We start from the raw sequence: 24,682 nt of genomic DNA, 5'->3' as shown, positions 1-24,682 counted from the left end.
CGATGATTTTTATGATTGATAATTATGATTCCTTTACCTTTAACTTAGTACAATACCTAGGTGAGCTTGGAGAAGAATTGATCGTCAAACGTAACAACCAAACAACAATTGAGGAGATCGAAAATCTAAGCCCTGAATTCTTAATGGTTTCTCCTGGACCATGCAGTCCTAATGAGGCGGGAATTAGTTTAGATGCAATCAAATTTTTTGCTGGAAAAATTCCGATTTTTGGTGTGTGTCTCGGTCAACAAGCCATTGCTCAAGCTTTTGGTGGACAAGTAGTCCAGGCAGAGAGACTTATGCACGGAAAAACCTCAGAGATGTACCATGATGGAAAAACAATTTTTCAAGGGCTTCCTAACCCCTTTCCAGCCACACGCTATCATTCGTTAATTGTAAAAAGAGAAACGTTGCCGGATTGCTTTGAGATATCCTCTTGGACGAAAGAAGGGGAAATCATGGCGATTCGTCATAAGGACCTTCCAATCGAGGGAGTACAGTTTCATCCAGAATCCATTATGACGACCTGCGGGAAAGAGTTGTTGCAGAACTTCGTTAATTATTATAAACACGCTGCAATCCTAAAAGGAATTTAACATGTTGATTTACTTAAACGGTCAATTTATAAGTAAAGAAGACGCGCGAATTTCCCCGTTTGATCATGGATTCTTATATGGTATAGGTTTATTTGAAACATTCCGGGTGTATGACGGACATCCATTTTTATTAGATGACCACATGGAGCGGCTTAATCAGGGATTAGCAGAACTGTCGATACAGCAGCAATATACAAGGAAAGAAATCAAAAATATTTTGCAGGAATTATTAGAAAAAAACCAGCTGACAAATGCTTACATTCGCTTAAATGTTTCTGCCGGATTAGGCGAAGTGGGATTACAGGTAGAACCTTACCTCCAGCCGAATTTGATTATTTTTCCTAAGCCATTACCACCAGCAGGGGAATTAATTGAAAAAAAGGCAGTACTGTTGAAGGTAAAGCGGAACAGCCCTGAAGGGAATCAACGTTTAAAGTCCCATCATTATTTAAATAATGTATTGGCAAAAAGAGAAATAGGAGATTTTCCAGACGTAGAAGGGATTTTCCTAAATGAGCAAGGATTCTTAGCAGAAGGAGTGGTATCCAATCTTTTTTGGATAAAAGGAAATGTCTTATATACGCCTGCTGTACACACCGGTATTTTGAATGGAATTACCCGACAGTTTGCGATTCACCTAGGTAGAAAAAATAATTTGCAGGTGAAAGAAGGATTCTACTCAATAGAGCAAGCACTTGAGGCAGATGAAATGTTTGTCACTAATTCCATTCAAGAAATTGTCCCAATATCTCATTTTGAAGGACAAAATTTACCAGGTAAAAAGGGCCAACGGGTCCAACAGCTCCATAAGGATTATCGACATTATTCCACTAGTCTTTGGTCCAGACACTCGATAGGGAGGGAGTAGTTTGAAAGAGCGAATACTTGAAGAAATAAAAAGACTGGAAGAACAGCACGATATAAAAATTTGCTTCGTAGTAGAGTCAGGCAGCAGGGCCTGGGGATTTCCATCAAAGGATAGTGATTATGATGTCCGTTTTATCTATGTTCATAGAAAAGAGTGGTATTTGAGCATTGATCCAAAACGGGATGTGATTGAGCTGCCAATAAATGACCTTCTCGATATGAACGGCTGGGAATTGCGGAAAGCCCTCCAGCTTTTTAGAAAATCAAATCCACCGTTAATGGAGTGGCTTCATTCTGGAATAGTCTATTATCAAGCGTTTTCCCTCGTAGACAAAATGAAGGCGATTCAAGAGAAGGTATTCCAGCCCCATTCGGCGCTTTATCATTATCTAAACATGGCGAAGGGCAACTATCGTGACTATCTTCAAGGTGAGCAAGTAAAAATAAAGAAATACTTTTATGTCCTTCGGCCCATTTTGGCCTGTATGTGGATTGAAAAATATAATACTGTTCCCCCAATTCTGTTTCAAGATTTGGTCATGGATTTACTTGGAGAGGGTGAGCTTAAACAAGAGATTCTAACCTTGCTAGAAAGGAAAATAAGAGGGGATGAGCTGAAACTCGAGCCAAAGGTACCTGCAATAAACGAATTTCTAGAAAATGAATTGATACGACTAGAGGAATACACGAAGTCTTTAAAGATAAGAAAGGAGAATTTTACCCCATTACTCGATGAATTATTTAGAGAGGTTCTCGAGGAAGTGTGGTTATAAATTCAGTCATTTTCCGCTTGGAATCCAAGCGGTTTTTTTGTGCCGAAAAGTATTTCCCGGGACAAAAAAACAAAAAATGTGACAATTTTTTCACAATTCCTGTTTACATATAAGGAAACCACTGGTAAGATAAAAAATGTATTCAAAAATTGAATATATAAATTGATAATGAATTCATAAATTGAAGAAAGGGGTGATTGTGTGAGTACACCAGTAGCAAAACTAAATCAAAGCAAGAGTTTCATAGCAAAAAAGAAAAGGAAAAAAAACCTCTCCATAGCTCCCTTGTTGTTTATTCTACCAGCTATTGTTCCACTTCTAATCTTCTGGATTTATCCTATGGGAAGGTCCTTATTTATTAGTTTTACAGATTGGGACTATGTCAGCCCTGAATACCAATTTGTGGGTTTTAGCAATTATACGGATTTATTAACAGACCCTACATTTTACTCGGTCCTACTAAATACATTTGTGTTTTCAATGGGCGTTGTCATTCCCTGTGTAGCAGGAGGCTTGTTGCTAGCTTTGTTAGTAAGTGGCAATGGTAAGGGGATGGGAATTTATCGGACATTAATATTTTCACCGTGGGTTACTCCAACTGTCGCCATTTCCATTGTTTGGTCATGGATTTATGAACCGAAAGTAGGATTCGCCAATTGGGTACTGAACCTGATTCACCTTCCTGGTCTTGAATGGACCTCTAGTACTACTTGGGCTATGCCAGCAGTTATCATCGTGAGCATTTGGAAGGGTGTAGGTTGGTCGATGATATTTTACTTAAATGCGTTGAAAAAGGTTCCTGTAAGCCTTTACGAAGCAGCTTCTTTGGACGGGGCAAGCAAATGGCGTCAATTTGTACATATTACGGTTCCAATCATTTCACCAACGACATTGTTCTTGGTAGTGATTACTTCTATTGATGCCCTCCAGGCCTATGACCAAATTCAAGTGCTAACTCAGGGTGGTCCAGCAGGTAGCACGCGAACCATGCTTTATTTCTATTACCAAACCGCGTTTGAAGAATTTAACATGGGTAAGGCAACCGCAACGGCCATCCTACTGGTATTGATAACTGCTGTATTTTCATTCCTACAGTTTCTATTATCCAAACGATGGGTGCATTACCAATAAAAGAAAGGAGGCTGGTGAGTTGAAAAAAGTACCTATTTTACTAGCAAGGCACGTAGTTTTGATCTTCATTAGCATCATGATGGTATTTCCTTTCTTATGGATGGTGGTAAGTGCGCTTAAAACGAAGGATGAAATTTGGCAGTTTCCACCCACCTTGTGGCCGGAAAAACCAATGTGGAATCATTTTACTGAAGCATGGTCCATGGCGCCATTTGACCAATATATCTTTAATAGTGTCTTTACCGCATCGGCCATTGTCGTTATTCAGATCGTTAACTCCGCACTGATTGCCTATGCTTTTACACAATTGCGTTTTAAAGGAAGAAATCTTTTGTTTTCCATTATTTTGATCACCTATATGCTGCCGGTAGCGGCTACATATGTACCAAGCTACGTCATCTTAGCCGATTTTCATTTACTAGATACGTATAAAGGGCTCATTTTATCAAATGCCTGCAGTGTCTTTGGGATCTTTCTGTTTAGGCAGGCATTCCTTCAGGTGCCGAAAGAATTAATTGAGGCGGCAAGGGTAGATGGTGCAACACACTGGACCATCATTTGGAGGATTATTTTTCCAACGACAAAAGCCACCTTCATTACTTTTGCGTTAATTAGCTTTGTCCAAAACTATAATAATTATCTTTGGCCCACATTAATTACCACAAGTGAAAGTAAAATGTTAATCACTACTGGTCTAAGGCAATTCTTTATTCAAGAAGGTGCCTATGGAATCCAATGGCCACTCATCATGGCTGCAAGTGCGTTTGCTGTTTTACCATTATTAATTTTATTCATATTTGTTCAAAAGTGGATTATCTCTGGCATTAGTGACCAGGGGTTAAAAGGATAAAAAGGGGAGAAAAAGATGTTTACAAGAAAGATAGGTATATTTAGTTTGATTGTCTTATTACTAGTCTCGATGATTTCCGGCTGTTCTTCAGAGAAGTCATCTGCAAATGGACCAGTAGAAATTGAGTTTTGGTATGGTTTAGGTGGAAAACTTGGTGAGAATGTTGAAAAAAGAATCAAAGAATTTAATGCCAGCCAAAACGAAGTAAAGGTTAAGGGTGTAGCACAAGGATCATATGATGAAACCTTACAAAAGCTACAAGCCGCTATTGCAGCCAAAAAGGTTCCAGCTGCCGTTCTTTTGAAAAACGATCCAATGAATGCGTTTGCGAAAAAAGGGACACTAGCGCCTCTGACAAAATACATAAAAGAGGATGCTGACTTCCATCCAGAAGATTTTATTGATGCTTTTTATCAGCAGGGAAACATTAATGGAGAACAGTATGCACTTCCGCTTTATGGAACCACACAAGTTCTTTATTATCGTAAGGATATGTTTGAGAAAGCTGGCATTGCTCCTGAACAATTAAAAACATGGGAATCCTTTGCAGAAGCAACGAAACAATTAACAAAGAAAAGTGGAGATAAGACAGAGGTCTATGGTTGGGCTCCGATGTGGGGACCGGATAACATGATTGATGCAGCATTAAGTAATGGTGCGAAGTATTTAAGTGAAGACGGAAAAAAAGTGTTAATTGATTCTCCAGAATGGGTAAAAGCATGGGAATTTTTCAAAAAAGGAATCCATGAGGATAAGACGATGACGATTCATCACGATGGTCAGGGCTGGGAATATTGGTATAAGACGATTGATGATGCTATGCAGGGTCGTGCGGCAGGTTACACGGGTTCAAGTGGAGACCAGGGAGATTTAGATTTCTCTATCCTAGCGGCATATCCACAGCCTAGTTGGGAAGGTCATGAAGCGGCTCCACATGCAGGGGCACAGATGGGTGCGATTCCTGTTCTAGCATCTGAGAAAGAAAAGAAAGCTGCATTTAAATGGCTAACGTTCTTTACAAATGCTGAAAACACAGCTGATTGGTCAATTAATTCTGGTTATATTCCAGTTAGAAAATCGGCACAAGATGTTCCAGCATACAAGGAGTTTGCTGAGAAAAATCCTCAAATCAATGTGCCTTTACAGCAGGCACAAATCGCTACACCACCATTTGTCGATCCAACTGGTGGAAAAATTTACGATGCACTAGTAAAAGCTGCAGATAAAGTAGAAATTGAAGGGGTTTCTGCTGAAAAAGCATTGAAGGATGCCCAAAAAGAAGCACAAAGAGCACTAGATAAAGTAGTGAAAAAATAAAGAGGAGGATGGACGTTGACTGCTTCGTACTCAACAAAGATTGACGGTGTGTTACAGGCACCGTCTTTCTCTTTACCGTTTGATGTAGATACTGAATTTAACTGGATTGAATTAACCATCTCTTTTTCGGTTAAAGGATGGTACTCGATTTTAATATGGGATCCTGATCAAAATCTAAGGGCTCAATCCCTTGCCATTAATGAGCCCAAGACGATTATGATTTCTACCTTTTCGAAGGAAACAAGCTTTGGTGCGGTTACTGGAAAACTAGCGTCAGGAACCTGGTCGATAGAAATTTTGAGTAATCCTACAACTGATAATCGTCATTATACGATTGAATATATGGGTGGTTTTGGGCGGAAAAATGTAAATAGGGTGGAAGGTACCACATGGTCAAAGGACGGAATGGCAAAGGGCTTTCTTTTAAACGATTATCAAAAAGATCAAGTGTTTAATTCTGAGACACGATGGTATAAAGGGGATTTTCATACACATACAACGGAATCAGATGGTAAGATGACACCTTTTTATGGAATGGCACAGGCCAGAAAAATGAATCTGGATTTCTTTGTAGCTACAGACCATAATATACTTCCAACAAAGTGGCTAGAAGATGAAATAATGGTGATTCCTGGGGTGGAAATTACCTCTTCAAAAGGGCACTTCAATGCACTGGGTCTAACCCAATGGATTGATTGGCGTCCGTCTTGTGAGGATGGTGGGTTGGAGACAGAAGACGGCATGAACCGAATTATTCGTGAGGTAAAAACCGCCGATGCAATTGTCAGCATTAATCACCCTATGCTTCAGCCCTGGGAGTGGCAGTATCGTCAGACTCTGTTAGCTGATATTGATGTGATTGAAATTTGGAATGATCCAACCTACAAGGATAACCCGGAAGCGACAGAACAGGCACTTATTTTATGGAATACGTTGTGGAATGATGGGTATCGGATGTATGGAATTGGCGGATCCGATTCACATTTACTGCCTACTGAGTCGTATGAGGAAGGAGGACCTCCATCTGTCATTGGTGACCCTGCAACATTTGTTTATTGTGAAGGCCTGACAGCTAGGTCTCTATTAAATGGAGTAAAAAGGGGCAGAGCATATGTATCAAGAGGCCCTGAATTTATTATTAATATTTTCGTAGATGGAGAGTCCTATTTGCCGGGCAGTAATTTATCCGATTGTTTTGATGAGAAGGACGAGATCGAGGTATGGTACGAGATTATGCCTATGAGAACGCCATCGAATGCCACCCTACATTGGATTAAAGACGGTCAAATAGTAAAAGACATCCCAATGGTTGAGGGGAAAATTATTCAAAACCAATTTATTTTCAAGAAGGCAGAGGTAAGCTGGATTCGCTTTGAAATTCGCTCAGAAGACGGAGAATTACTCAGTTTCGTTAACCCCATATTTTCTGGCGAAAAAACACCTTCCCTAACTACATGGGGAGACTTGTTAGATATGGTTGATTTTGGTGAGTAAGAAATGATTTAAAAGCGGTTATCAATGTAGATAACTGCTTTTTATTTTAATAAGTTTTCTTTATGTTAAGTAATAAAATATTTGTAATTTTACTTATTAAGAATTGAATTTACAATAAGGGAGGTAGAAAAAGGGGGAATACAAATGACAAATAATAAATTACCATATTTACTAGGTTCGATGATTAGTAATTTCGGAGACGGAGTACAGCAAATTGCGATTATGTGGTACATTTACCATTTAACAGGTGAAGCCCTTTCGATTGGCGTTATGATAGCCATTTATTATCTACCAAGTATTTTGTTAACACCATTTGTTTCCGTATATGTGGATCACCATCAGTCAAAAAGGATTGTAGTGTTGACAGATATCTTTCGATTCATTATCGTTCTGACCATGTCTATTCTGATATTTTCACATTTCGAATCAACACTTTTCATCTACTTTTTACAGTTCCTATTAGCTGTCTGTTACACCATCTATAAACCAGCTGAGCAGTCTTTCATAAAAGAATCATTTATAGATAAAGATATTCCCTTTGTAATCTCCAAATCTTCTTCACTCAATGACGGTGCCTTAATTGTAGGTTCTGCGGTTTCTGGCGTGTTACTGATTAAATTGTCCTTATCCCTAAGTTTTTTTATTAACTCGCTGACCTTCCTGCTAGCTGCCATTCTCTATTATTTAGTTAAACAGATCAACGCAAAACAAAAGAAACAAAACAAAATACAATATTTTTCAGAGCTTCTTTCTGGATGGGAATTTATCAAAAATCGAGACGGAATGAGATATCTCCTATTTTTATCTATTTTGAATAGCATAAGCATTCAAATGACCACCACTATCCTATTACCGTTAGCGAAGGTGTTTAAAGGAGGCAGCGGACTATACTCGGTCTTTGATATTTCTTTTGCTGTAGGGGGAATACTCGCTGGAATCGTCGTCACATACTTTTTAAAAATGTATAAACAATGGTCGATTGTTTTTACAATGGTGGGAATGGCGTTAACAGCTGTCTTGTTACATTTTAATAGTTTCAAGACAACAGCATCTATTTTAGTTTTTGTCCTTGGATTATTTACGATGTCTCACTTAATTGTCACCCAAACCCTCATTCAACTAAATTCAACCAAAGAGTATATTGGAAGAGTTGTCGGTTTAAGAACCATCCTAGCTTCTATTGTAAAAATTACATCTGCCTTAACAACAGGTATATTAATCTCCAAAATTGGTGTAAGCCATATATTTCTTCTATTTTCACTCATCATCTTTGCCAGTTGTTTCACCTTAAAAGGATTAAAGAAAGTGAATGTACCAGATATGGTCTAAGTAGGTCCATCCTTTGGGTAGGTTTTTTTTTGTAACTTTTTTCCTGTAATTTCAGTCAGATAATGAAGAAGGTTTATACCTCTAGGAGGAGAAATAAATGGAAAAAAAGAGATTATTCTATTTAGACCATTTACGTGTCGTACTAACCGTTTTGGTCTTGGTTCATCACACAGCAATAACATATGGGGCAGATGGGTCATGGGTTTATGAAGATGTCGAACCAACCAATGGTTTAAGTGTGACCGCAATTATTTTGACTCTTTTTACGGCTATTAATCAATCATTCTTTATGGGGTTATTTTTCTTTCTATCTGGATACTTTACTCCGCCATCTCATAACCGGAAGGGCACAAGATTATTCTTAAAAGACCGTTTAATTCGCTTAGGGATACCATTAATTTTTTATACCTTTCTAATAGGACCATTTATCCAATATATAGTAGGATTTAAGAATGAATATTCCTTTAGTGAATTCTATCAAAATGAGATCCTTACCTTGCATAGCATTAACATTGGTCCATTATGGTTTGTAGAAGCTTTATTAATTTTTTCTATCTTCTATGTAGCTTGTTGTAAGCTCTTTATAAGAATCTCACAAGATTCAAAGGTTTTTCCTTCAAATAGAAAATTGTTTTTTACGGCAATTAGCTTAGGTGTAGCAGCATTTTTAATTCGCTTAGGTTGGCCAACAGGAGTGGGAATTCTAGGTTTACAGTTTGGTTATTTTCCTTCGTATATCTTACTATTTATCGCCGGTACAACAGCGTATCAGCATAATTGGTTAGATCAGATAAGTGTGAAAACAATAAAACTTTGGGCCATGATTTCAGTCATTACCATACCTATTTTACCAATTGCACTTATAGCGACAGGTGCTTTAGAGGGGAATATGCATGTTTCAGGGGGATGGGGATTTCAGTCTTTTGTTTATGCGATGTGGGAGCCATTAGTTTGCATAGGTATTTGTTTATGGCTGCTTTCAATGTTTAAAACAAGGCATAATGTAACAAAGAAGATGTGGAGAACGTTATCTGGATCAGCTTATACCCTGTATATCATCCATCCTCTTGTTCTAGTTAGTATTAGTTTATATTTACACCAATTTGATTTACCGGCCCTATTGAAGTTTTTAATCGTTGCAGTAACCGGACCCGTTATTGGATTTGTTTTATCAGCCTGGATATGCAAGATTCCAGGAATAAAAAGAATTCTATAGAAATAGCCCCACATTTAAAGTGGGGCTTTCTTATATTTACAAAACAACGCTTTCCTGGCTTTGTTCTTTTCTTTTTTTAAGGGATTCCACCAATGACTTAAACAGCTTTAAGGAACGTTGAAAAACAGGACTCTGAATAAATGTATAGACAAAAGTGGCGATAAATACGGGACCGCCTAATAAGAATCCAATAATTAAGACGAAGCTTTCTACTATTATTCTTGCTTGGCTAACTGATAGTCTTGTTTTATCGGAAATCGAAAGCATAAAGCCGTCACGAGGACCTGCCCCTATCCCTGCTGCCACATACATGCCGCCACCGATTCCAGAAATAACTATAGCAACTAATAAAATAACATAATCTACCCAGGTATGGGTTGCCTTCGGAAGAATATCTAACCAAAGAAAAAAATCCATAATGGGCCCAATGCACAAAGCGTTTAAAATGGTGCCAATATTAATATAGCTTCTGGCTACGAAGAATGAAATGAGGATAAGAATCAAACCACACACCACACCCCATGTACCAATGGTAAAACCAAAATGCTCATAAAGTGCTACATTCAGTACTTCCCATGGATGGAGTCCAACATATTTAACTTTAACCGCAATAGCGTTGCCTAAGCCAAAAAAGGTTAACCCCAAAAAGAATAAACAATACTGAAAGAATTTCAATTCAACTACCTCCATTAAACGAACTGACTATTCTGAAATTTTACCTATCTACAAATCTTAAATTATGAAGAGATAATAATCAATGGTTATTTAGAAATATAGAATCCAAATGGTAAGACTGGTATAATCTGAATTATGTAAAAACAAAAAATATTATTGTAGAAAAGATTTTGTGATACGGGGGAAGGTCTATGAATCTCATAGCATCGGAAAAACTGCAAAAAATGTCAGCAAGTATTTTTCAAGAAGTAGCGAATCGTAAAAAGGAAGCCATAAAAAGAGGAAAAGATGTCATTGATTTAAGTGTAGGGTCTCCCGATTTCCCTCCACCGTCTTTTGTGGTGGATTCATTAGTGGAAGCTGCAAAGGACACAAGTCGGTATGGATATACACTGACTGGGATACCTGAATTTCATGAAGCAGTTAGTTATTTTTATAAACAAAGGTATGAGGTTGAACTAAACCCAGAAAATGAAGTATTGCAGTTAATGGGGTCACAGGATGGATTGGCACACTTGGCGACAGCACTGATTAATCCCGGAGACTATGTTTTGGTTCCTGACCCTGGTTATCCCATTTATGAAGCAAGTGTAAATATTGCTGGTGGAATAATTTATCCATTACCGTTGTTAGCCGAAAATAAGTTTCAACCAAAGCTGGATGAAATCCCATTAGAAGTTCTTCAAAAAACAAAAATGATGATTATAAGTTATCCTGGGAATCCTGTTACTGCATTAGCAGATATTAGTTTTTTTGAAGAGGTAGTGGCTTTTGCTAAGAAGCATGAAATCTTGATTGTTCATGACTTTGCTTATTCTGAATTAATTTTTGACGATCATCCGCAGCTTAGTTTCATGTCAATACCAGGAGCAAAAGAGGTCGGAATTGAGTTCAATTCACTTTCCAAAACTTTTAATATGGCTGGTTGTCGAATCGGATACGTTGTCGGCAATAGACAAGCAATTGAGATTTTAGCTTCGTTTAAGTCTCATATTGATTACGGAATTTTTTATCCGATTCAAAAAGCAGCTGTAACGGCATTGACCTCCGACTTCCATTTCCTTCGAGAACAGGCGAAAGAATATGAGATTCGTCGGGATGCATTAATTTCTGGTCTAAAGAAAAGTGGATGGCAGGTGGAAAAGTCTCCTGCAACAATGTTTGTGTGGGCAAAAATCCCCGCTGGATGGACCTCTAGAGAATTTGCCTTTGAATTGATTGATCAAGCAGGTGTGGCTGTCATTCCAGGTGACGCATTTGGAAAGTTGGGGGAAGGATATGTACGAATAGCTATGGTACAGCCCCCAGAACAGTTATCGATAGCTGCAGAAAGAATCCATCAATTTCTAATGAAACAGGCAATAACATCCTAAAAAAGAAAGGCTGACTTCTGAATTATTGGAGTCAGCCTATTTTTTATCCAAAATTAAACAATTTATTGACATGTGAACGAACGTTAATTAATATATTAATAGTGGTAAAAAAATCCAAACTATTTTAATGAAAGGATGATCCATGTGAATAAATTTGTTTGTACAACGTGTGGAACACAATATCCAGACTCTTCTCGTCCTCCAAGCTCTTGCATGATTTGTGAGGAAGAAAGACAGTATGTAAACCCGAATGGGCAAGCCTGGACAACAATTGAGAAGTTAATTGAGTCACAAAAATATAAAAATAAAATTCTATTAGAAGAGGAAAATTTGTATAGTATCACCACGTCTCCTTCTTTTGGAATCGGTCAAACAGCTTACTTTATTAAAGGAAATGACTTTAATGTATTATGGGATTGTATAACCTATCTTGATGAAAGAACGATTGAGGAGATTCATCAAATGGGAGGAATTAACGCGATTGCTCTTTCCCACCCCCATTATTATTCAGCACAGATTGAGTGGGCAAAAGTATTTGATGTCCCTATATACATCCATGAGGATGACAAAGAATGGATTGTGAATCCAAGTGATCATATTATTCTATGGTCTGGAGAAAAACTAGTCTTACATGAGGGAATGACTATTTACAGATTAGGGGGACATTTTAAAGGTGGGGCAGTTTTACACTGGGAGGATGGAAACGAAGGGAACGGCGTACTTTTAACAGGAGATATCATCCAAGTAGTGGCCGATAGAAAGTGGGTAAGCTTTATGTATAGTTATCCTAACTTGATTCCATTACCTGCTAAAACAGTTAGAGAGATGGCAGAGAAGGTTAAGCCCTTATCATTTAATCGGATTTATAATGCCTTTCATAAGATCGTGAAGGAAGATGCCAACCAATCCGTTCAATTATCAGCTAATCGATATATTAGAGCCGTTCAAGGAGAATTGTTCCAAACCTAATTTTTTTTACGAAACTCGTGAACGAACGTTAATTCATTGGAGGTTTTAAAATTATCCCATGAGGTGTAATATGAAAAAGGAATTATTGAATTCGAATAGCGTCCAGGTGAGGATAGTAAATAATGAGAACAAAATTGGCAGGAGAATTGTCATCTCATTATTAATGAGAACTATATTATTCATATTATTTGGTGCCTTATTAGTTGGCTTTTTTGCCCTAGCAGGCGAAAGTTCGCCCCTACATGCAGCTGAGAAATGGTGGCCATTTCAAGCCGTATTTGCCAATATCGTCACTTTTCTCATCTTAAGGAGTTTCTTGAAAAAGGAAGGCCATTCGTATCTTTCCATTTTTAACTTTAAAAAAGGCCGCGCCAAAAAAGATACACTCGAGACGTTATGGCTGGTGATTGTGGGGATAGCTGCAGGTGCCATTCCGTTGTTTCTATTCTCATATCTTTTATTAGGAACATTCACACCACCTGAGGTGATGTTTCAGAAGCTTCCAATTTGGGCTGCTGCCATCGCTCTCATTTTGTTTCCCATCTCCAATGGTCTTGTGGAAACCCCAACATATATTGGGTACGCACTTCCAAGAATAAAAGCAAGAACAGGTAAACTCTGGTTAGCCATTGCCCTATCGGGATTGTTCCTTGCATTTCAACATGTTGCACTGCCATTAGTTTTTGATGGCCCGTACATGTTGTGGCGGTTCTTGTCATTCTTGCCATTAGCATTCATTTTAGGGTTCATTTTTAACAAAACCAATCGATTATTGCCGATTGCAATCGCCCACTTTTTAATGGACCTTCAGCTTGTGGTACAGCTTTTGTTAATGACCATGAAATAAGAAGGAGTTTTCCAGAATGAAACATCCAATAACTGATCTAGACGTAAACAGCACAAAATATAAAATCCTTGAAGCTTCTATTGACTTATTTTCTCATAAAGGATTTACTGCGGTATCAGTTCGTGAGCTAACAAAAGTGGTTGGAATAAAAGAAAGTGCTCTATATAATCACTTCAAATCTAAGGATGAAATTTTAGAATGGATTTATTCATTATTTCGTGAAAGCCATTCTAAAACAAGACCGAATCATGATACTTTAGAAGCAATTTGTAACAGGGTAACAATCAAGCCATTTTTAACTCAAGGGATCTTAAATTTTAAACAGGCAGTAGATGAACCATTGCACGAAAAAATGTGGAGAATACTAAATATCGAGCAATTCCGTGACCAAAGGGCAAGAGATATCATTATTAATGATGTATATAAGGGGACTGTTGATTTCTTGGAGGTTGCATTTCAGATTTTTATTGATAAAGGGGAACTTAAACAACAAAATGCAAAGATATTAGCAACAGAGTATCAGTACCCATTGTTTACGATGATGATGGAATACTTGCTCCTGAGGTATGACGGTATAGATACAGCAGAAGTAGAAATGAAAATGGAGAATCATTTAACCTTTTTTCTTGACGCAATTAGTTAGTTAGGGATATTTCTTCTATAAACTGGTTTATAAACATATATATTTATAAAGGCCTTCAGATACTTGAAGGCTTTTTACAATGATTATGAAAGAGGGATATAAATGCCAAGTGAAATTCAACATGTAGAATTAGATATCCCAATTGAAGTGATTTGGAAATTTATCCGCGATCCGGATAACTGGGCACCCTTGGTCCCAGGTTATATTCAACATGAAAAAGTAAATGAAAACCAAATTACATGGGAATTTAAAAGTGACCTCTTAGGCATTATGAAAAAAAAGGTCAGTTTAATCATTGATAATATCATATGGAATGAGCCTTTGAAGGTAAGTTTTGAATTAAAGCGCTCGAATGAAAAATACCTAGGGGAAGGATATTTCGAAGCTAAAGCAATGAATAGAAACAAAACAAAAGTAACAGGGTTTCTTGAAATTAATGCAACCGGTCCTATGGGCACTTTAGCTAATACACTTTTTAAAAAAGCCATTCAAAAGACTGATGAAGAAGTAGCCGTAGCCATCTCTTCTAAACTGGAAGAATTCAGTAGGAGATAGAAAAAAGTCGTAAATCTTGTAAAAGAGATTTACGGCTTTTTATTTTGAACATACTCCAAAAAAATTAAGGTTTTCTTAAGCATCCAGTGGTACCTTTAGTCTACATTATTGTTGCGGGAGGATAAGACATGTTTGTGAAGGTACCAAAAAGAGGAATAACTATTCTACTTGTTTCTTCCATGATTGGGATGGGGAACTATTTTTACACACCAATTGCATTTGCTGAAGATACAGTTCCTGTACTGGCAAATCAGTCTGAAAACACACTTTCAAAATTAGAAATTGAAGGGATTAAGCTCGATCGTGATTTTACGGCAGATGTTAAAGAATATTCTACCACTGTAGAAAATGAAACAAAGGAAATTAAATTACTTGTAGAAAGTGGTAATCCAGATGCTAGCATTACCATAAATGACACGTCTATCAAAAGTGGTGTAGTTGGCACATTGTCACTTCAAACAGGAGAAAACAAATTCCTCATTACTGTTTCTAACGGTACACACCAACAGAATACCTATACGCTTACCGTTACTAGAAAACAAAATGGGAATAACCTTTTGCAAAGTATAGAATTGTCTAGTGGAAAACTATCACCAAGCTTTTCATCTGAAATATACGAGTATAATGTGGGAGTAGCAAACGACGTACCGTCTCTTACAATAAAACTTATTGCAGCTGAAACAACATCAACTATTCAGGTAAATGGGACTAGCCTTAAAGAAGGAAGTGTTTCGGTGGACCTTCCCATTGGTAAATTAATCATCACTATTGTGGTTACGGCAGAGAATGGGGAAAAAAAGACCTATACAATAAATGCGGTTAGAGGTAATTCGGTTAATTCACAAACTACCATCCCAACACAAAACAATCGAACGAATACATTCCAACCAACCATGAACCAACAAATTAATACCACAACCACAGCACAAAAAGTCAGTAAAGCAACCCTTTCTTCACTAACAGTTAACAATGGAACATGGGATAGTGCATTTTCTACTGATGAATTTACTTACCATGTGTTTGTTGGTAATGATGTTGATTTCATAACATTAAGCCCAACTGCACGCTACAGCAGTTCAACCATCTTAATTGAAGGTGGCACAAGCAAAACGATCAAGTTAGACGAGGATAACAAAACCGTTATTTCAATTGTTGTAACTTATAGTGATGATGATCGAAAAACTTATGTCCTCGTCATCGATAGAAAAGAATAAAATCCTATAGATCAGAACCTGCAATTTGCAGGTTTTTTTCTATTTTTAAAAAAAGTAAGTTATTTCTTTCACATGATGGGTAAAGTTATGTTATATTTATAAATAAAAATTTAGCGAATTTTTTGATTATAGGAAGGTGAATGGTATGGCAACAGAATTAAAAGTAAATGACAGCAGTCTTCCGTTGCGACGCGATGTGAAATTACTTGGAAAAATGCTTGGGGAAATTCTTGTCAATCATGGTGGTTCCGAACTGTTCGAAAAAGTGGAAAAGATTAGACATATGACTAAAACACTAAGAACTCACTTTGATCAGGAAATTTATACTGACTTAAAAGATGAAATTGCAAATTTAAGCTCACCGATGAGGAGACAAATCATCCGTGCTTTTTCAATGTATTTTCATTTAATAAATGCTGCTGAACAAAATCACCGTATTAGAAGAAGAAGAGAGTATCAGCTTCAAGATGATACTATTGTACAACCTGCTTCGATAGAGAGTGCGGTTCTCTCTCTTAAAGAGAATAATATTAATGAAGATGTAATTCGAAATGTATTACATACACTCTCATTGGAATTGGTGATAACGGCCCATCCAACGGAGGCGACGAAACGCTCGATTCTTGAAATTCAACAACGAATTGCCGATATCTTAAAAAGCTTAGATCATCCGTTATTAACAAGCAGAGAAAGAAAAAAGCTTGAGGAGAGCTTGTTTAATGAGGTGACTATCCTTTGGCAAACCGATGAATTACGTGAGCATAAGCCGACTGTTTTAGATGAAGTAAGGAATGGCCTTTATTATTTTGACCAAACACTTTTTGAAGTCCTACCAGAAATACACCAGGAATTGACTAATTGCTTAGGAAGTTACTATTCTACGACTACGTGGGAAGTCCCTAATTTTCTACGTTTCGGTTCTTGGATTGGTGGTGACCGAGATGGTAATCCAAATGTTACTCATGAGGTCACATGGGAAACTTTAAACAGGCAAAGAAGATTGGTGTTAAAGAAGTATAAGACTGTTTTAGTTGACCTAATGAAGAGGTACAGCCACTCTACTACACGTGTAGAGGTAAGTGAGGAGCTCCTTACGTTTATTAATGAGAAGGAAGATACTTACTTAAGGGAAGAAAAAAAATGGCCAATTAAATCGGAAGTGTACCGCCGTGCATTTGCGATTATTATTGAACGGGTTAAACAAGTGGGGAACTCAGAACTAGGTTATAGTTCTGCAGAGGAATTATTAGAAGACCTATTTATTATAAAAAGAAGTTTAAAAAAGCATCATCCCACTGCGCATGAACTAAAAATTATTCAAAAGCTGATCCGTCAAGTGCAATTGTTTGGTTTCCATTTAGCTACTCTTGATATTCGTAACCATAGTGGGGAACATGAAGCAGCTATTTCAGAGATTTTACGTAAGGTCCGTATTACTGAGGATTATTCAGTGCTTCCTGAAGAAGAAAAATTAAAAATTTTACAGAACATCCTTATGGATCCACGCCCACTCTTATTATTAAATGAAGATTATTCTGCGGAAACGCAGGAGATGATTAAAGTGTTCCAAATGATCAAAGAGGCACATGAAGAGTTTGGGAAGCGAGCTATAACTGTCTATCTTGTAAGTATGACTAAATCACCAAGTGATTTGCTTGAAGTCCTTGTTTTAGCAAAAGAGGCGGGACTTTATCGACTCCATGCAGACGGTACTTTAGAAAGTAATTTAAATGTTGCCCCACTCCTAGAAACGATTGATGACCTTGTGGCTGGTCCTAAAATCATGCAAACGCTTTTTGAAATGCCGATTTATCGCAATCACTTGCAAATTTTAGGGGATCAACAGGAAATTATGCTGGGCTATTCTGACGGCAGCAAGGACGGCGGGACATTAACTGCCAACTGGAAGCTATACAGAGCGCAGATTGAAATTCATAAAATGGCTAAAGAGTATGAAATCGGTCTTAAGTTCTTCCACGGACGTGGTGGTTCGTTAGGACGTGGCGGCGGTCCATTAAATAAGAGTATCTTATCTCAACCAGCAGAAACCATTGGAGATGGCGTTAAAATTACCGAACAGGGAGAGGTTTTATCATCAAGGTATTTGCTTGAGGATATTGCTTACCGCAGTTTGGAGCAAGCGACGTCTACATTGCTCCTGGCGGCAACACATGTATCAAAAGAGGCAGGATATCACCGCGATCCAATTTGGGAAGAAACCATTGAGGAAATCGCAGGTATTTCTTTGGGGAAATATCAATCACTTGTATTTGGCGATCCAGACTTTTTAACTTACTTTAATGAAGCTACTCCTCTAAGGGAACTTGGGGACTTAAATATTGGATCAAGACCGATGAGTAGAAAAAATCGAGGGCGATTTGAGGATTTAAGGGCCATCCCATGGGTGTTTGCTTGGACTCAAAGCAGGCAGTTACTCCCTGCATGGTATGCGGCAGGAACTGGATTAGATACTTTCGCTTCTAAAAGTACAGACAACCTTAAGCTCTTGCAACAAATGTATGAGAAGTGGCCATTTTTCCGATCAACGATTGATAATTTGCACATGGCATTGATGAAAGCTGATATTACGACAGCGAAGGAATATTTAACTCTTGTTGAAGATAAGGCGATTGCAGACAGAATTTTCAATAATATCTTAGAGGAATATGAAAGAACAAAAGCTATTTTGTTGAAAATAACAGGGGATAAGGAATTGCTGGATCATACTCCAAATATTCAAGAGTCGGTACACAGACGTAATCCTTATGTTGATCCATTAAACTTCCTACAGGTTGAGTTAATAAAAGAATTAAGGACGCAAGAAGATCCAAATGATGAATTAATAACACAAGTTCTACTTACAATAAGCGGAATTTCTGCTGGTTTAAGGAATACTGGTTGATATTAAGAGAGGCTGACAAACAAAAGTCAGTCTCTTTTTTTTTCTAAAAGAGTGAGTCTGTAATTTTGAATTTTTTATGAATTATCCTGAAATGAATGAGTACTCATTCGTTTTTTAACACAATTCGACATTTTTCGGAATTTCTAAATGATATATTTTAGCCAGCAGGAGTAAGGGAGTGAATAAAAGCGATTTTGTGAGAAACCAAACATACCTAATTTCTAAAATCTTGTATTCCGGAGGGGACAAAAATGTCTGTTAAAGAAAGAGTGGTACTAGAAACTCAAACGGTTGCTGCGATGATCGACTCGTTAGCAAACAATGCCTTGAAGGCACTTAGTGCTTTCCGTTGTTACAACCAGGAAATGGTTGATGAAATTGTAAAGCAAATGGCACTGACCGCCATTGAAAACCATAGGGAACTAGCAAAGCTTGCTGTAAATGAGACACGCCGCGGAGTATATGAGGATAAAGTTTTTAAAAATATGTTTGCAACAGAATTTATTTATAACAATATACGGAACATGAAAACTGTTGGAGTCATTAGTGAAAACGAAAATGAGGGAATGGTAGAGATGGCAGAGCCAGTAGGCGTCATCGCAGGTGTCATTCCAATTACAAATCCAACCTCAACTGTGATTTTCAAATCATTAATTTCACTTAAAACAAGGAATCCTATTATATTTGCCTTTCCAAAATATGCACAACAATGCTGCAAAGAGACTGCCGAATTGTTAAAGAAAGCTGCCATCAGAGCAGGCGCTCCAGAGAACTGCATCCAATGGATTGAAGAGCCTTCCCATGAAGCTTTCCAGGCTCTAATGATGCATCCAAATATTTCGCTCATTTTAGCAACAGGTGGACCTAATTTGGTAAAAGCGGCTTATAGCTCAGGTAAACCGGCACTTGGAGTGGGAGCAGGGAATGTACCTTGTTATATTGAGAAAACAGCTCATATTAAGCGTGCTGTAAACGATGTAATCTTATCCAAAACCTTTGACAACGGTATGATTTGCGCTTCGGAACAAGCATTGATTATCGATCAAGAAATTTATGATGAAGTGAAACAAGAAATGATAGATAATCATTGCTATTTTCTTAATGAAGAAGAACGCAAGATGCTAGAAAAAGTGGCTATATTTGAAAAAACTAATTCTATTAATCAGTTAATTGTTGGATTACCAGCGTATGTGATTGCGAAAATGGCTGGAATAAACGTTCCAGTAAATACGAAGATTCTTATTGCTGAGTTAGAGGGCGTAGGTCCTAACTACCCACTTTCCTGTGAAAAGCTAAGTCCAATCTTAGCATGCTATAAAGTTACTCATTTTACGGAAGGCTTAAAAATTGCAGAAGAAACACTTGAGTATGGAGGACTAGGACATTCAGCAGCCATTCATACTGCAGATCAAAGCCTTATTGATATGTTTGCAGCACGCATGAAGGCTGGTCGAATCATCGTTAATACTCCTTCCACACATGGTGCAATCGGGGATATTTATAACACTTCACTTCCGTCCTTAACAATTGGATGTGGAACATATGGGGGGAATTCAGTGTCACAGAATGTTGGAGCCGCTAATCTCATCAACATTAAAAAAGTCGCAAAAAGAAGAACGTTTACACAATGGTTTAAAGTTCCATCACAGATTTTCTTTGAGAAAAATTCCATCCAAATGCTTGCTTCAATCCCAAATATCTCAAGAGCATTTATTGTAACAAGTGGAAGTCCTGTGAAAAATGGCTTTGTCGACAAGGTTTTATATTATCTTGAAAAACATCAAAACAAGGTTCAATGGGAGACATTTTCTGAAATTGAGCCTGAGCCTAGTATTGAAACGGTCATGAATGGCGCTGAGAGAATGAGAAGGTTTCAGCCCGATTTCATTATTGCCCTCGGTGGTGGTTCGGTCATGGATGCGGCAAAAGCAATGTGGTTATTTTACGAGCACCCAGAAACGGATTTTCATAGTTTAACTCAAAAATTCTTTGATCCGAATAAGCGAGTCGTTAAATTCCCGATTCTTCGCCAAAAGGCTAAGTTTATCGCGATTCCAACGACATCAGGTACAGGTTCAGAAGTGACAGCCTTCTCAGTTATTACTGATAAAAAGGCTAACATTAAATACCCGCTTGCAGATCTTCAGCTAACACCTGATGTGGCCATTATTGATCCGCAGTTTGTAATGACTGTTCCAAAGCATGTTACCGCTGATACAGGGATGGACGTTTTAACCCATGCGATTGAAGCATATGTTTCGGTATTGGCAAATGATTACACGGACGGGCTGGCACTAAAAGCCATTCAGTTGGTTTTTGAGTATTTACCAAGAGCGTATCGGGATGGCAGTGATGAATTAGCACGAGAAAAAATGCACAATGCTTCAACTATAGCTGGGATGGCCTTTGCCAATTCCTTTTTAGGAATCAACCATAGCTTAGCGCATGTACTTGGTGCCGAATTTCACATTCCACATGGACGTGCAAATGCATTACTTTTACCACATGTGATTCGTTACAATTCAGCCAAACCAAATAAGTTTATGACCTATCCGAAATATGAATACTTTATTGCGGATAAGCGATATTGTGAAATTGCCAAAATGCTTGGACTACCTGCCAGTACGACAGAAGAAGGAATTGAGAGCTTAATTACGGCCATTATAAAGCTTGCTGAAGAACTAGATATTTCCATGAGTATTCAAGCTAACGGGGTGACAAAGTCAGAATTTGAAAGTAAGGTTGCTGGACTTGCCGAACTTGCTTTTGATGATCAAGACACCATTGCCAATCCAAAACAGCCATTTGTAAGTGAACTTGCTGAAATTTACAGACAAGCGTATACAGGTGTATAGGCCTTTGTGAATAAAGAAGAAGGATTATAGGAGGGGAAAAATGTGGTATACCAAAAAAAACCATGGTTGAAATTTTACGATCCAAGGGTAAGTGAAAATGTATCCATTGAGTACGATTCATTATTTGACCTTTTGAAGCAGGCAGCCAATATTCATGATGAAAGACCGGCCCTTACCTTTTATGGGAGGTCTTGGAGCTATAAAGACACAAAAATGATATCTGAATGGTTTGCTGCTTCATTGTATCGAATTGGTCTCAAAAAGGGAGATCGTTTAGCGATTATGCTGCCCAATTGTCCTCACTATATTTTTAGTCTATTTGCAGGGTTTAGACTAGGTGGAATTGCTGTTCAAGTGAACCCTATGTATGTCGAACGAGAAATTGAATACGTGTTAAATGACTCTGAGGCAGAATATATGGTTGTATTTGAAGACTTTTATTCAAGAGTCAAGCTGGTTCAGCCAAAAACATCATTAAAGAGGATTATTGTCGTGGGCTTCGGCGGAAACCGAATTCAGCTTTCTGCCGGTGATATATACTTTGAGGATTTTTTAACACATGACAATGTTATTCCTGATATTCCAATTGACATACATGAAGATGTTGCCATCTTACAATACACAGGCGGCACAACTGGAGTATCTAAAGGGGTAATGCTAACCCACCATAATCTTTTAGCAAATATTATTCAGGTATGTGATTTCACCTATAATGCAGTAGATGAGAAACCAGAGAACTTCAAAATCGTAAGTGTCCTTCCTATGTTCCATGTTTATGGCCTATCATGCAATGCACTTTCGGCAATCAGAATTGGTTGTAATCAGTTAATATTACCAAGGTTTGACGTCAATGAGGTATTAGATCTTGTAAAAAGGGAAAAGCCATTTCAAATGACAGCAGTCCCAACAATGATCTTCGCTTTCAATAGTCACCCAGACTTAGAAGCAAGTAATCTAGGGGATATATATTATCTAAGCAGTGGAGGTGCACCCCTCCCTGTCGAGCAGGTAAGGTCTTTTGAGAAAAGAGTGGGTGTAAGATTAGCAGACGGGTATGGTTTATCAGAAACAGCACCTTCTGCAATCTCTACCCCTCCCTTCTTACCAAGAAAATTAGGTAGTGTTGGTATTCCTTTACCAGGTACTGAAGCAAGAATTATTATACAAACCCCAGAAGGAATTGAAGACGTCCCAATTGGGGAGGCAGGTGAACTCATTCTCCGCGGTCCACAGGTAATGAAGGGTTATTGGAAACGGCCTGGGGATACGGAAATGGTATTGAAGGACGGTTGGCTCTTTACAGGGGATATCGCCAAAATGGATGAAGATGGCTATTTTTATATCTTGGACCGGAAAAAAGATATTATTATTGCGAGCGGGTATAATGTGTATCCCCGAGAAATTGAGGAAGTACTATACAAGCACGAGGCAGTTGAGGAAGCCATTGTTATTGGTGTTCCGGACAGCTATAGAGGGGAAACAGTTAAGGCATTTGTTAAGTTAAAGACAGGTGCTGTAGAAACACCGGTGAACCTAATAGAATTTGCAAAGATTAACCTAGCACCTTATAAAGTTCCAAAAGAGATTGAAATTCTTAATGAACTTCCTAAATCATCTGTCGGTAAGCTGTTAAGACGAATGTTACGTAAAGAGGAAGAAAAACTACAAGTTTAACCACTATAATCAAACTTCCACATGAACTACTTCAAAGATCATTTTTAATAAACCACCTAAGAAAAATCCAAAACGATGTACTAGTTTCTGATCGTAAGTTGAATAAGAAATTATAGAAGGGATGAGATAAAAATGCCTGACAAAAAGGAAGTTGAAAAAGAATCAATGGAAGAAAAAACACCAAATAAGATTCTACAGACAAACTCGGTAGAAGAAGAGCAACCAGTTGGAAATGAGGATATGGAGCAGCTTTCTAGTTTAGACGTTCTATGGCAACATGCCTTCGGAGAGATAGATGAATGGGCTAAACACGCTGAATTTCGCGATGAGGTCTTTTTAAAAGAAGCAAAGCATTTCGCCGAGAGTATAAAAAGGAATCAGGGAAATGTAAAAGACATTGCTGAGAGATTTAATAAAGAATTTGCTGAATGGGAAAGAACGGCGAGAGAAGAATTTTTAATGTCAACGACTAGTCTGCAGCATTTTTTCCCGATTCGATCCTATGAGGATATTAATGCTCAAATTGATCAAATTCAGAAAAAAACGATGTCTATTCTTTCTGCCCCATGTCAAACATTAAATAATTACTTAACCATGGAAAGATATCTCGAAATGATAGACCAATATATCGCACTGCGGAAAAAAGGGAGAATGCAATATATTAAAACGGTTAAACAAGCTGGAAATATAATTTATGAGAGTCAGAGGGGCTTTGTTAATCTTTTTGCCAGACAGATTAAATCAGTTATTTTTCCTCTCAATAAATATTTGGAAAAAACAGAAGAACTTTCAAAATCATAGATTTAAAGGGGAGAAGCAGGATGACTAAAGATAAAACATATGATCCTTTTGAAGGATTCAAGCGAATAAGTGGAATGTGGGAAAAACAATTAAATGGTCTATTGTATATGATGACTGACAACAATGAGTTCGTGCGGTTAATGAAGGTTGGTACTGAGAGTCATGCGCGATACATGGAACTTTTAAGGAAGAACCAAGAGCTAATGGCAGGATTAATGAATATACCGACCAAAAAAGATGTAGCGAATGTAGCAAAACTTTCTGTTCAAGCTGAGGAGAAAATGGATATTCTAGAAGAACAAATTTGGAATGTACAGGATAGCTTAAGTGCATTAAATAAAGAGCATGTGGAGATGTTTCAGGAACTGGTCAGTCTAGTTAAACAAATGAAAGTTGAATATCATCAAATCGCCCATAAGATAGAGGATACTAGAACATTAAAAGCAGAGATTGAGAGTTTAAAACAGGAGATGTTACAGTTAACAGATATTAAAGCGGAACTAGCGTCCATAAAGAATTTGATGCAAAAAGGTAAAGGAAAAGATAAAGAGCCAGTGCTCACAGGCTCCGTAGCATCTAAATCATAGTGAAAGGAGAGAAA

At 37.7% G+C, this 24,682-nt stretch carries 21 protein-coding genes; 20 read left to right on the top strand and 1 reads right to left on the bottom strand.

Translation table 11 applies throughout. The features are described 5' to 3' along the window. Nucleotides 1-2: 2 nt before the first annotated feature. The 9 genes from pabA (at nucleotide 3) to QFZ87_RS20420 (ending at nucleotide 9,573) form a co-directional block, all read left to right on the top strand. Nucleotides 3-596: an aminodeoxychorismate/anthranilate synthase component II gene (gene pabA / locus QFZ87_RS20460; protein WP_309865606.1), complete on the top strand. Its 594-nt coding sequence runs from the start codon at nucleotides 3-5 to the stop codon at nucleotides 594-596. A 1-nt stretch (nucleotide 597) separates the two neighbouring features. Beyond that, the gene (gene pabC, locus QFZ87_RS20455) at nucleotides 598-1,464 is read left to right on the top strand and encodes an aminodeoxychorismate lyase (RefSeq protein ID WP_309865603.1); all 867 of its coding nucleotides are present in this window, start codon (nucleotides 598-600) and stop codon (nucleotides 1,462-1,464) included. 1 nt (nucleotide 1,465) lies between these two features. Beyond that, entirely contained in the window at nucleotides 1,466-2,236 is a 771-nt protein-coding gene (locus tag QFZ87_RS20450; RefSeq protein WP_309865600.1) for a nucleotidyltransferase domain-containing protein, read from the top strand. Nucleotides 2,237-2,512: 276 nt separating this feature from the next. After that, nucleotides 2,513-3,367 carry a carbohydrate ABC transporter permease gene (locus QFZ87_RS20445; protein WP_396133980.1) on the top strand — a complete coding sequence of 285 codons (855 nt, stop codon included), beginning with the start codon at nucleotides 2,513-2,515 and terminating at the stop codon, nucleotides 3,365-3,367. Between the two features lie 19 nt (nucleotides 3,368-3,386). Then, nucleotides 3,387-4,217 (top strand): carbohydrate ABC transporter permease, encoded by an 831-nt coding sequence (locus QFZ87_RS20440; protein ID WP_309865598.1) that lies wholly within the window; start codon nucleotides 3,387-3,389, stop codon nucleotides 4,215-4,217. Between the two features lie 15 nt (nucleotides 4,218-4,232). Then, nucleotides 4,233-5,534: an ABC transporter substrate-binding protein gene (locus tag QFZ87_RS20435; protein ID WP_309865595.1), complete on the top strand. Its 1,302-nt coding sequence runs from the start codon at nucleotides 4,233-4,235 to the stop codon at nucleotides 5,532-5,534. Between the two features lie 15 nt (nucleotides 5,535-5,549). Beyond that, nucleotides 5,550-7,028 carry a CehA/McbA family metallohydrolase gene (locus tag QFZ87_RS20430; RefSeq protein WP_309865592.1) on the top strand — a complete coding sequence of 493 codons (1,479 nt, stop codon included), beginning with the start codon at nucleotides 5,550-5,552 and terminating at the stop codon, nucleotides 7,026-7,028. A gap of 144 nt (nucleotides 7,029-7,172) precedes the next feature. Continuing rightward, nucleotides 7,173-8,357 carry an MFS transporter gene (locus QFZ87_RS20425; protein WP_309865589.1) on the top strand — a complete coding sequence of 395 codons (1,185 nt, stop codon included), beginning with the start codon at nucleotides 7,173-7,175 and terminating at the stop codon, nucleotides 8,355-8,357. Between the two features lie 97 nt (nucleotides 8,358-8,454). Beyond that, nucleotides 8,455-9,573: an acyltransferase family protein gene (locus QFZ87_RS20420; RefSeq protein WP_309865586.1), complete on the top strand. Its 1,119-nt coding sequence runs from the start codon at nucleotides 8,455-8,457 to the stop codon at nucleotides 9,571-9,573. A gap of 36 nt (nucleotides 9,574-9,609) precedes the next feature. On the opposite strand, the gene QFZ87_RS20415 is transcribed toward QFZ87_RS20420, so the two are convergent. Beyond that, on the bottom strand, nucleotides 9,610-10,263 hold the full coding sequence (locus QFZ87_RS20415; protein ID WP_309865583.1) for a YczE/YyaS/YitT family protein: 654 nt from the start codon (nucleotides 10,261-10,263) through the stop codon (nucleotides 9,610-9,612). 176 nt (nucleotides 10,264-10,439) lie between these two features. On the opposite strand from QFZ87_RS20415, the gene QFZ87_RS20410 reads away from it, so the two are divergent. The 11 genes from QFZ87_RS20410 (at nucleotide 10,440) to QFZ87_RS20360 (ending at nucleotide 24,668) form a co-directional block, all read left to right on the top strand. Then, nucleotides 10,440-11,621: an LL-diaminopimelate aminotransferase gene (locus QFZ87_RS20410; protein WP_309865580.1), complete on the top strand. Its 1,182-nt coding sequence runs from the start codon at nucleotides 10,440-10,442 to the stop codon at nucleotides 11,619-11,621. Between the two features lie 144 nt (nucleotides 11,622-11,765). Then, complete coding sequence (locus QFZ87_RS20405) at nucleotides 11,766-12,590, top strand: hypothetical protein (RefSeq protein WP_309865577.1); 825 nt, start codon at nucleotides 11,766-11,768, stop codon at nucleotides 12,588-12,590. A gap of 70 nt (nucleotides 12,591-12,660) precedes the next feature. Next, nucleotides 12,661-13,437 carry a CPBP family intramembrane glutamic endopeptidase gene (locus tag QFZ87_RS20400; protein ID WP_309865575.1) on the top strand — a complete coding sequence of 259 codons (777 nt, stop codon included), beginning with the start codon at nucleotides 12,661-12,663 and terminating at the stop codon, nucleotides 13,435-13,437. Between the two features lie 16 nt (nucleotides 13,438-13,453). Continuing rightward, nucleotides 13,454-14,080: a TetR/AcrR family transcriptional regulator gene (locus QFZ87_RS20395; RefSeq protein ID WP_309865573.1), complete on the top strand. Its 627-nt coding sequence runs from the start codon at nucleotides 13,454-13,456 to the stop codon at nucleotides 14,078-14,080. A 102-nt stretch (nucleotides 14,081-14,182) separates the two neighbouring features. Then, nucleotides 14,183-14,635: an SRPBCC family protein gene (locus tag QFZ87_RS20390; RefSeq protein WP_309865570.1), complete on the top strand. Its 453-nt coding sequence runs from the start codon at nucleotides 14,183-14,185 to the stop codon at nucleotides 14,633-14,635. Between the two features lie 128 nt (nucleotides 14,636-14,763). Further along, entirely contained in the window at nucleotides 14,764-15,849 is a 1,086-nt protein-coding gene (locus tag QFZ87_RS20385; protein WP_309865566.1) for a cadherin-like beta sandwich domain-containing protein, read from the top strand. A 145-nt stretch (nucleotides 15,850-15,994) separates the two neighbouring features. Next, entirely contained in the window at nucleotides 15,995-18,751 is a 2,757-nt protein-coding gene (gene ppc / locus QFZ87_RS20380) for a phosphoenolpyruvate carboxylase (protein ID WP_309865563.1), read from the top strand. Nucleotides 18,752-19,002: 251 nt separating this feature from the next. Continuing rightward, nucleotides 19,003-21,606, top strand: a complete 2,604-nt coding sequence (gene adhE, locus QFZ87_RS20375) for a bifunctional acetaldehyde-CoA/alcohol dehydrogenase (protein WP_309865560.1) — start codon at nucleotides 19,003-19,005, stop codon at nucleotides 21,604-21,606. A 42-nt stretch (nucleotides 21,607-21,648) separates the two neighbouring features. Next, nucleotides 21,649-23,280 carry a long-chain-fatty-acid--CoA ligase gene (locus QFZ87_RS20370; RefSeq protein ID WP_309865557.1) on the top strand — a complete coding sequence of 544 codons (1,632 nt, stop codon included), beginning with the start codon at nucleotides 21,649-21,651 and terminating at the stop codon, nucleotides 23,278-23,280. Between the two features lie 132 nt (nucleotides 23,281-23,412). Beyond that, on the top strand, nucleotides 23,413-24,081 hold the full coding sequence (locus tag QFZ87_RS20365) for a hypothetical protein (RefSeq protein ID WP_309865555.1): 669 nt from the start codon (nucleotides 23,413-23,415) through the stop codon (nucleotides 24,079-24,081). Nucleotides 24,082-24,101: 20 nt separating this feature from the next. Next, nucleotides 24,102-24,668 (top strand): polyhydroxyalkanoate biosynthesis repressor PhaR, encoded by a 567-nt coding sequence (locus QFZ87_RS20360; RefSeq protein ID WP_309865552.1) that lies wholly within the window; start codon nucleotides 24,102-24,104, stop codon nucleotides 24,666-24,668. Nucleotides 24,669-24,682: the final 14 nt, after the last annotated feature.

The sequence above is a fragment of the Bacillus sp. SLBN-46 genome (genome assembly GCF_031453555.1).
Taxonomy (GTDB): domain Bacteria; phylum Bacillota; class Bacilli; order Bacillales; family Cytobacillaceae; genus Neobacillus.
The sequence above is the reverse complement of the archived record's forward strand: the minus strand, read 5'-3'. Positions and strand labels throughout refer to the sequence as shown.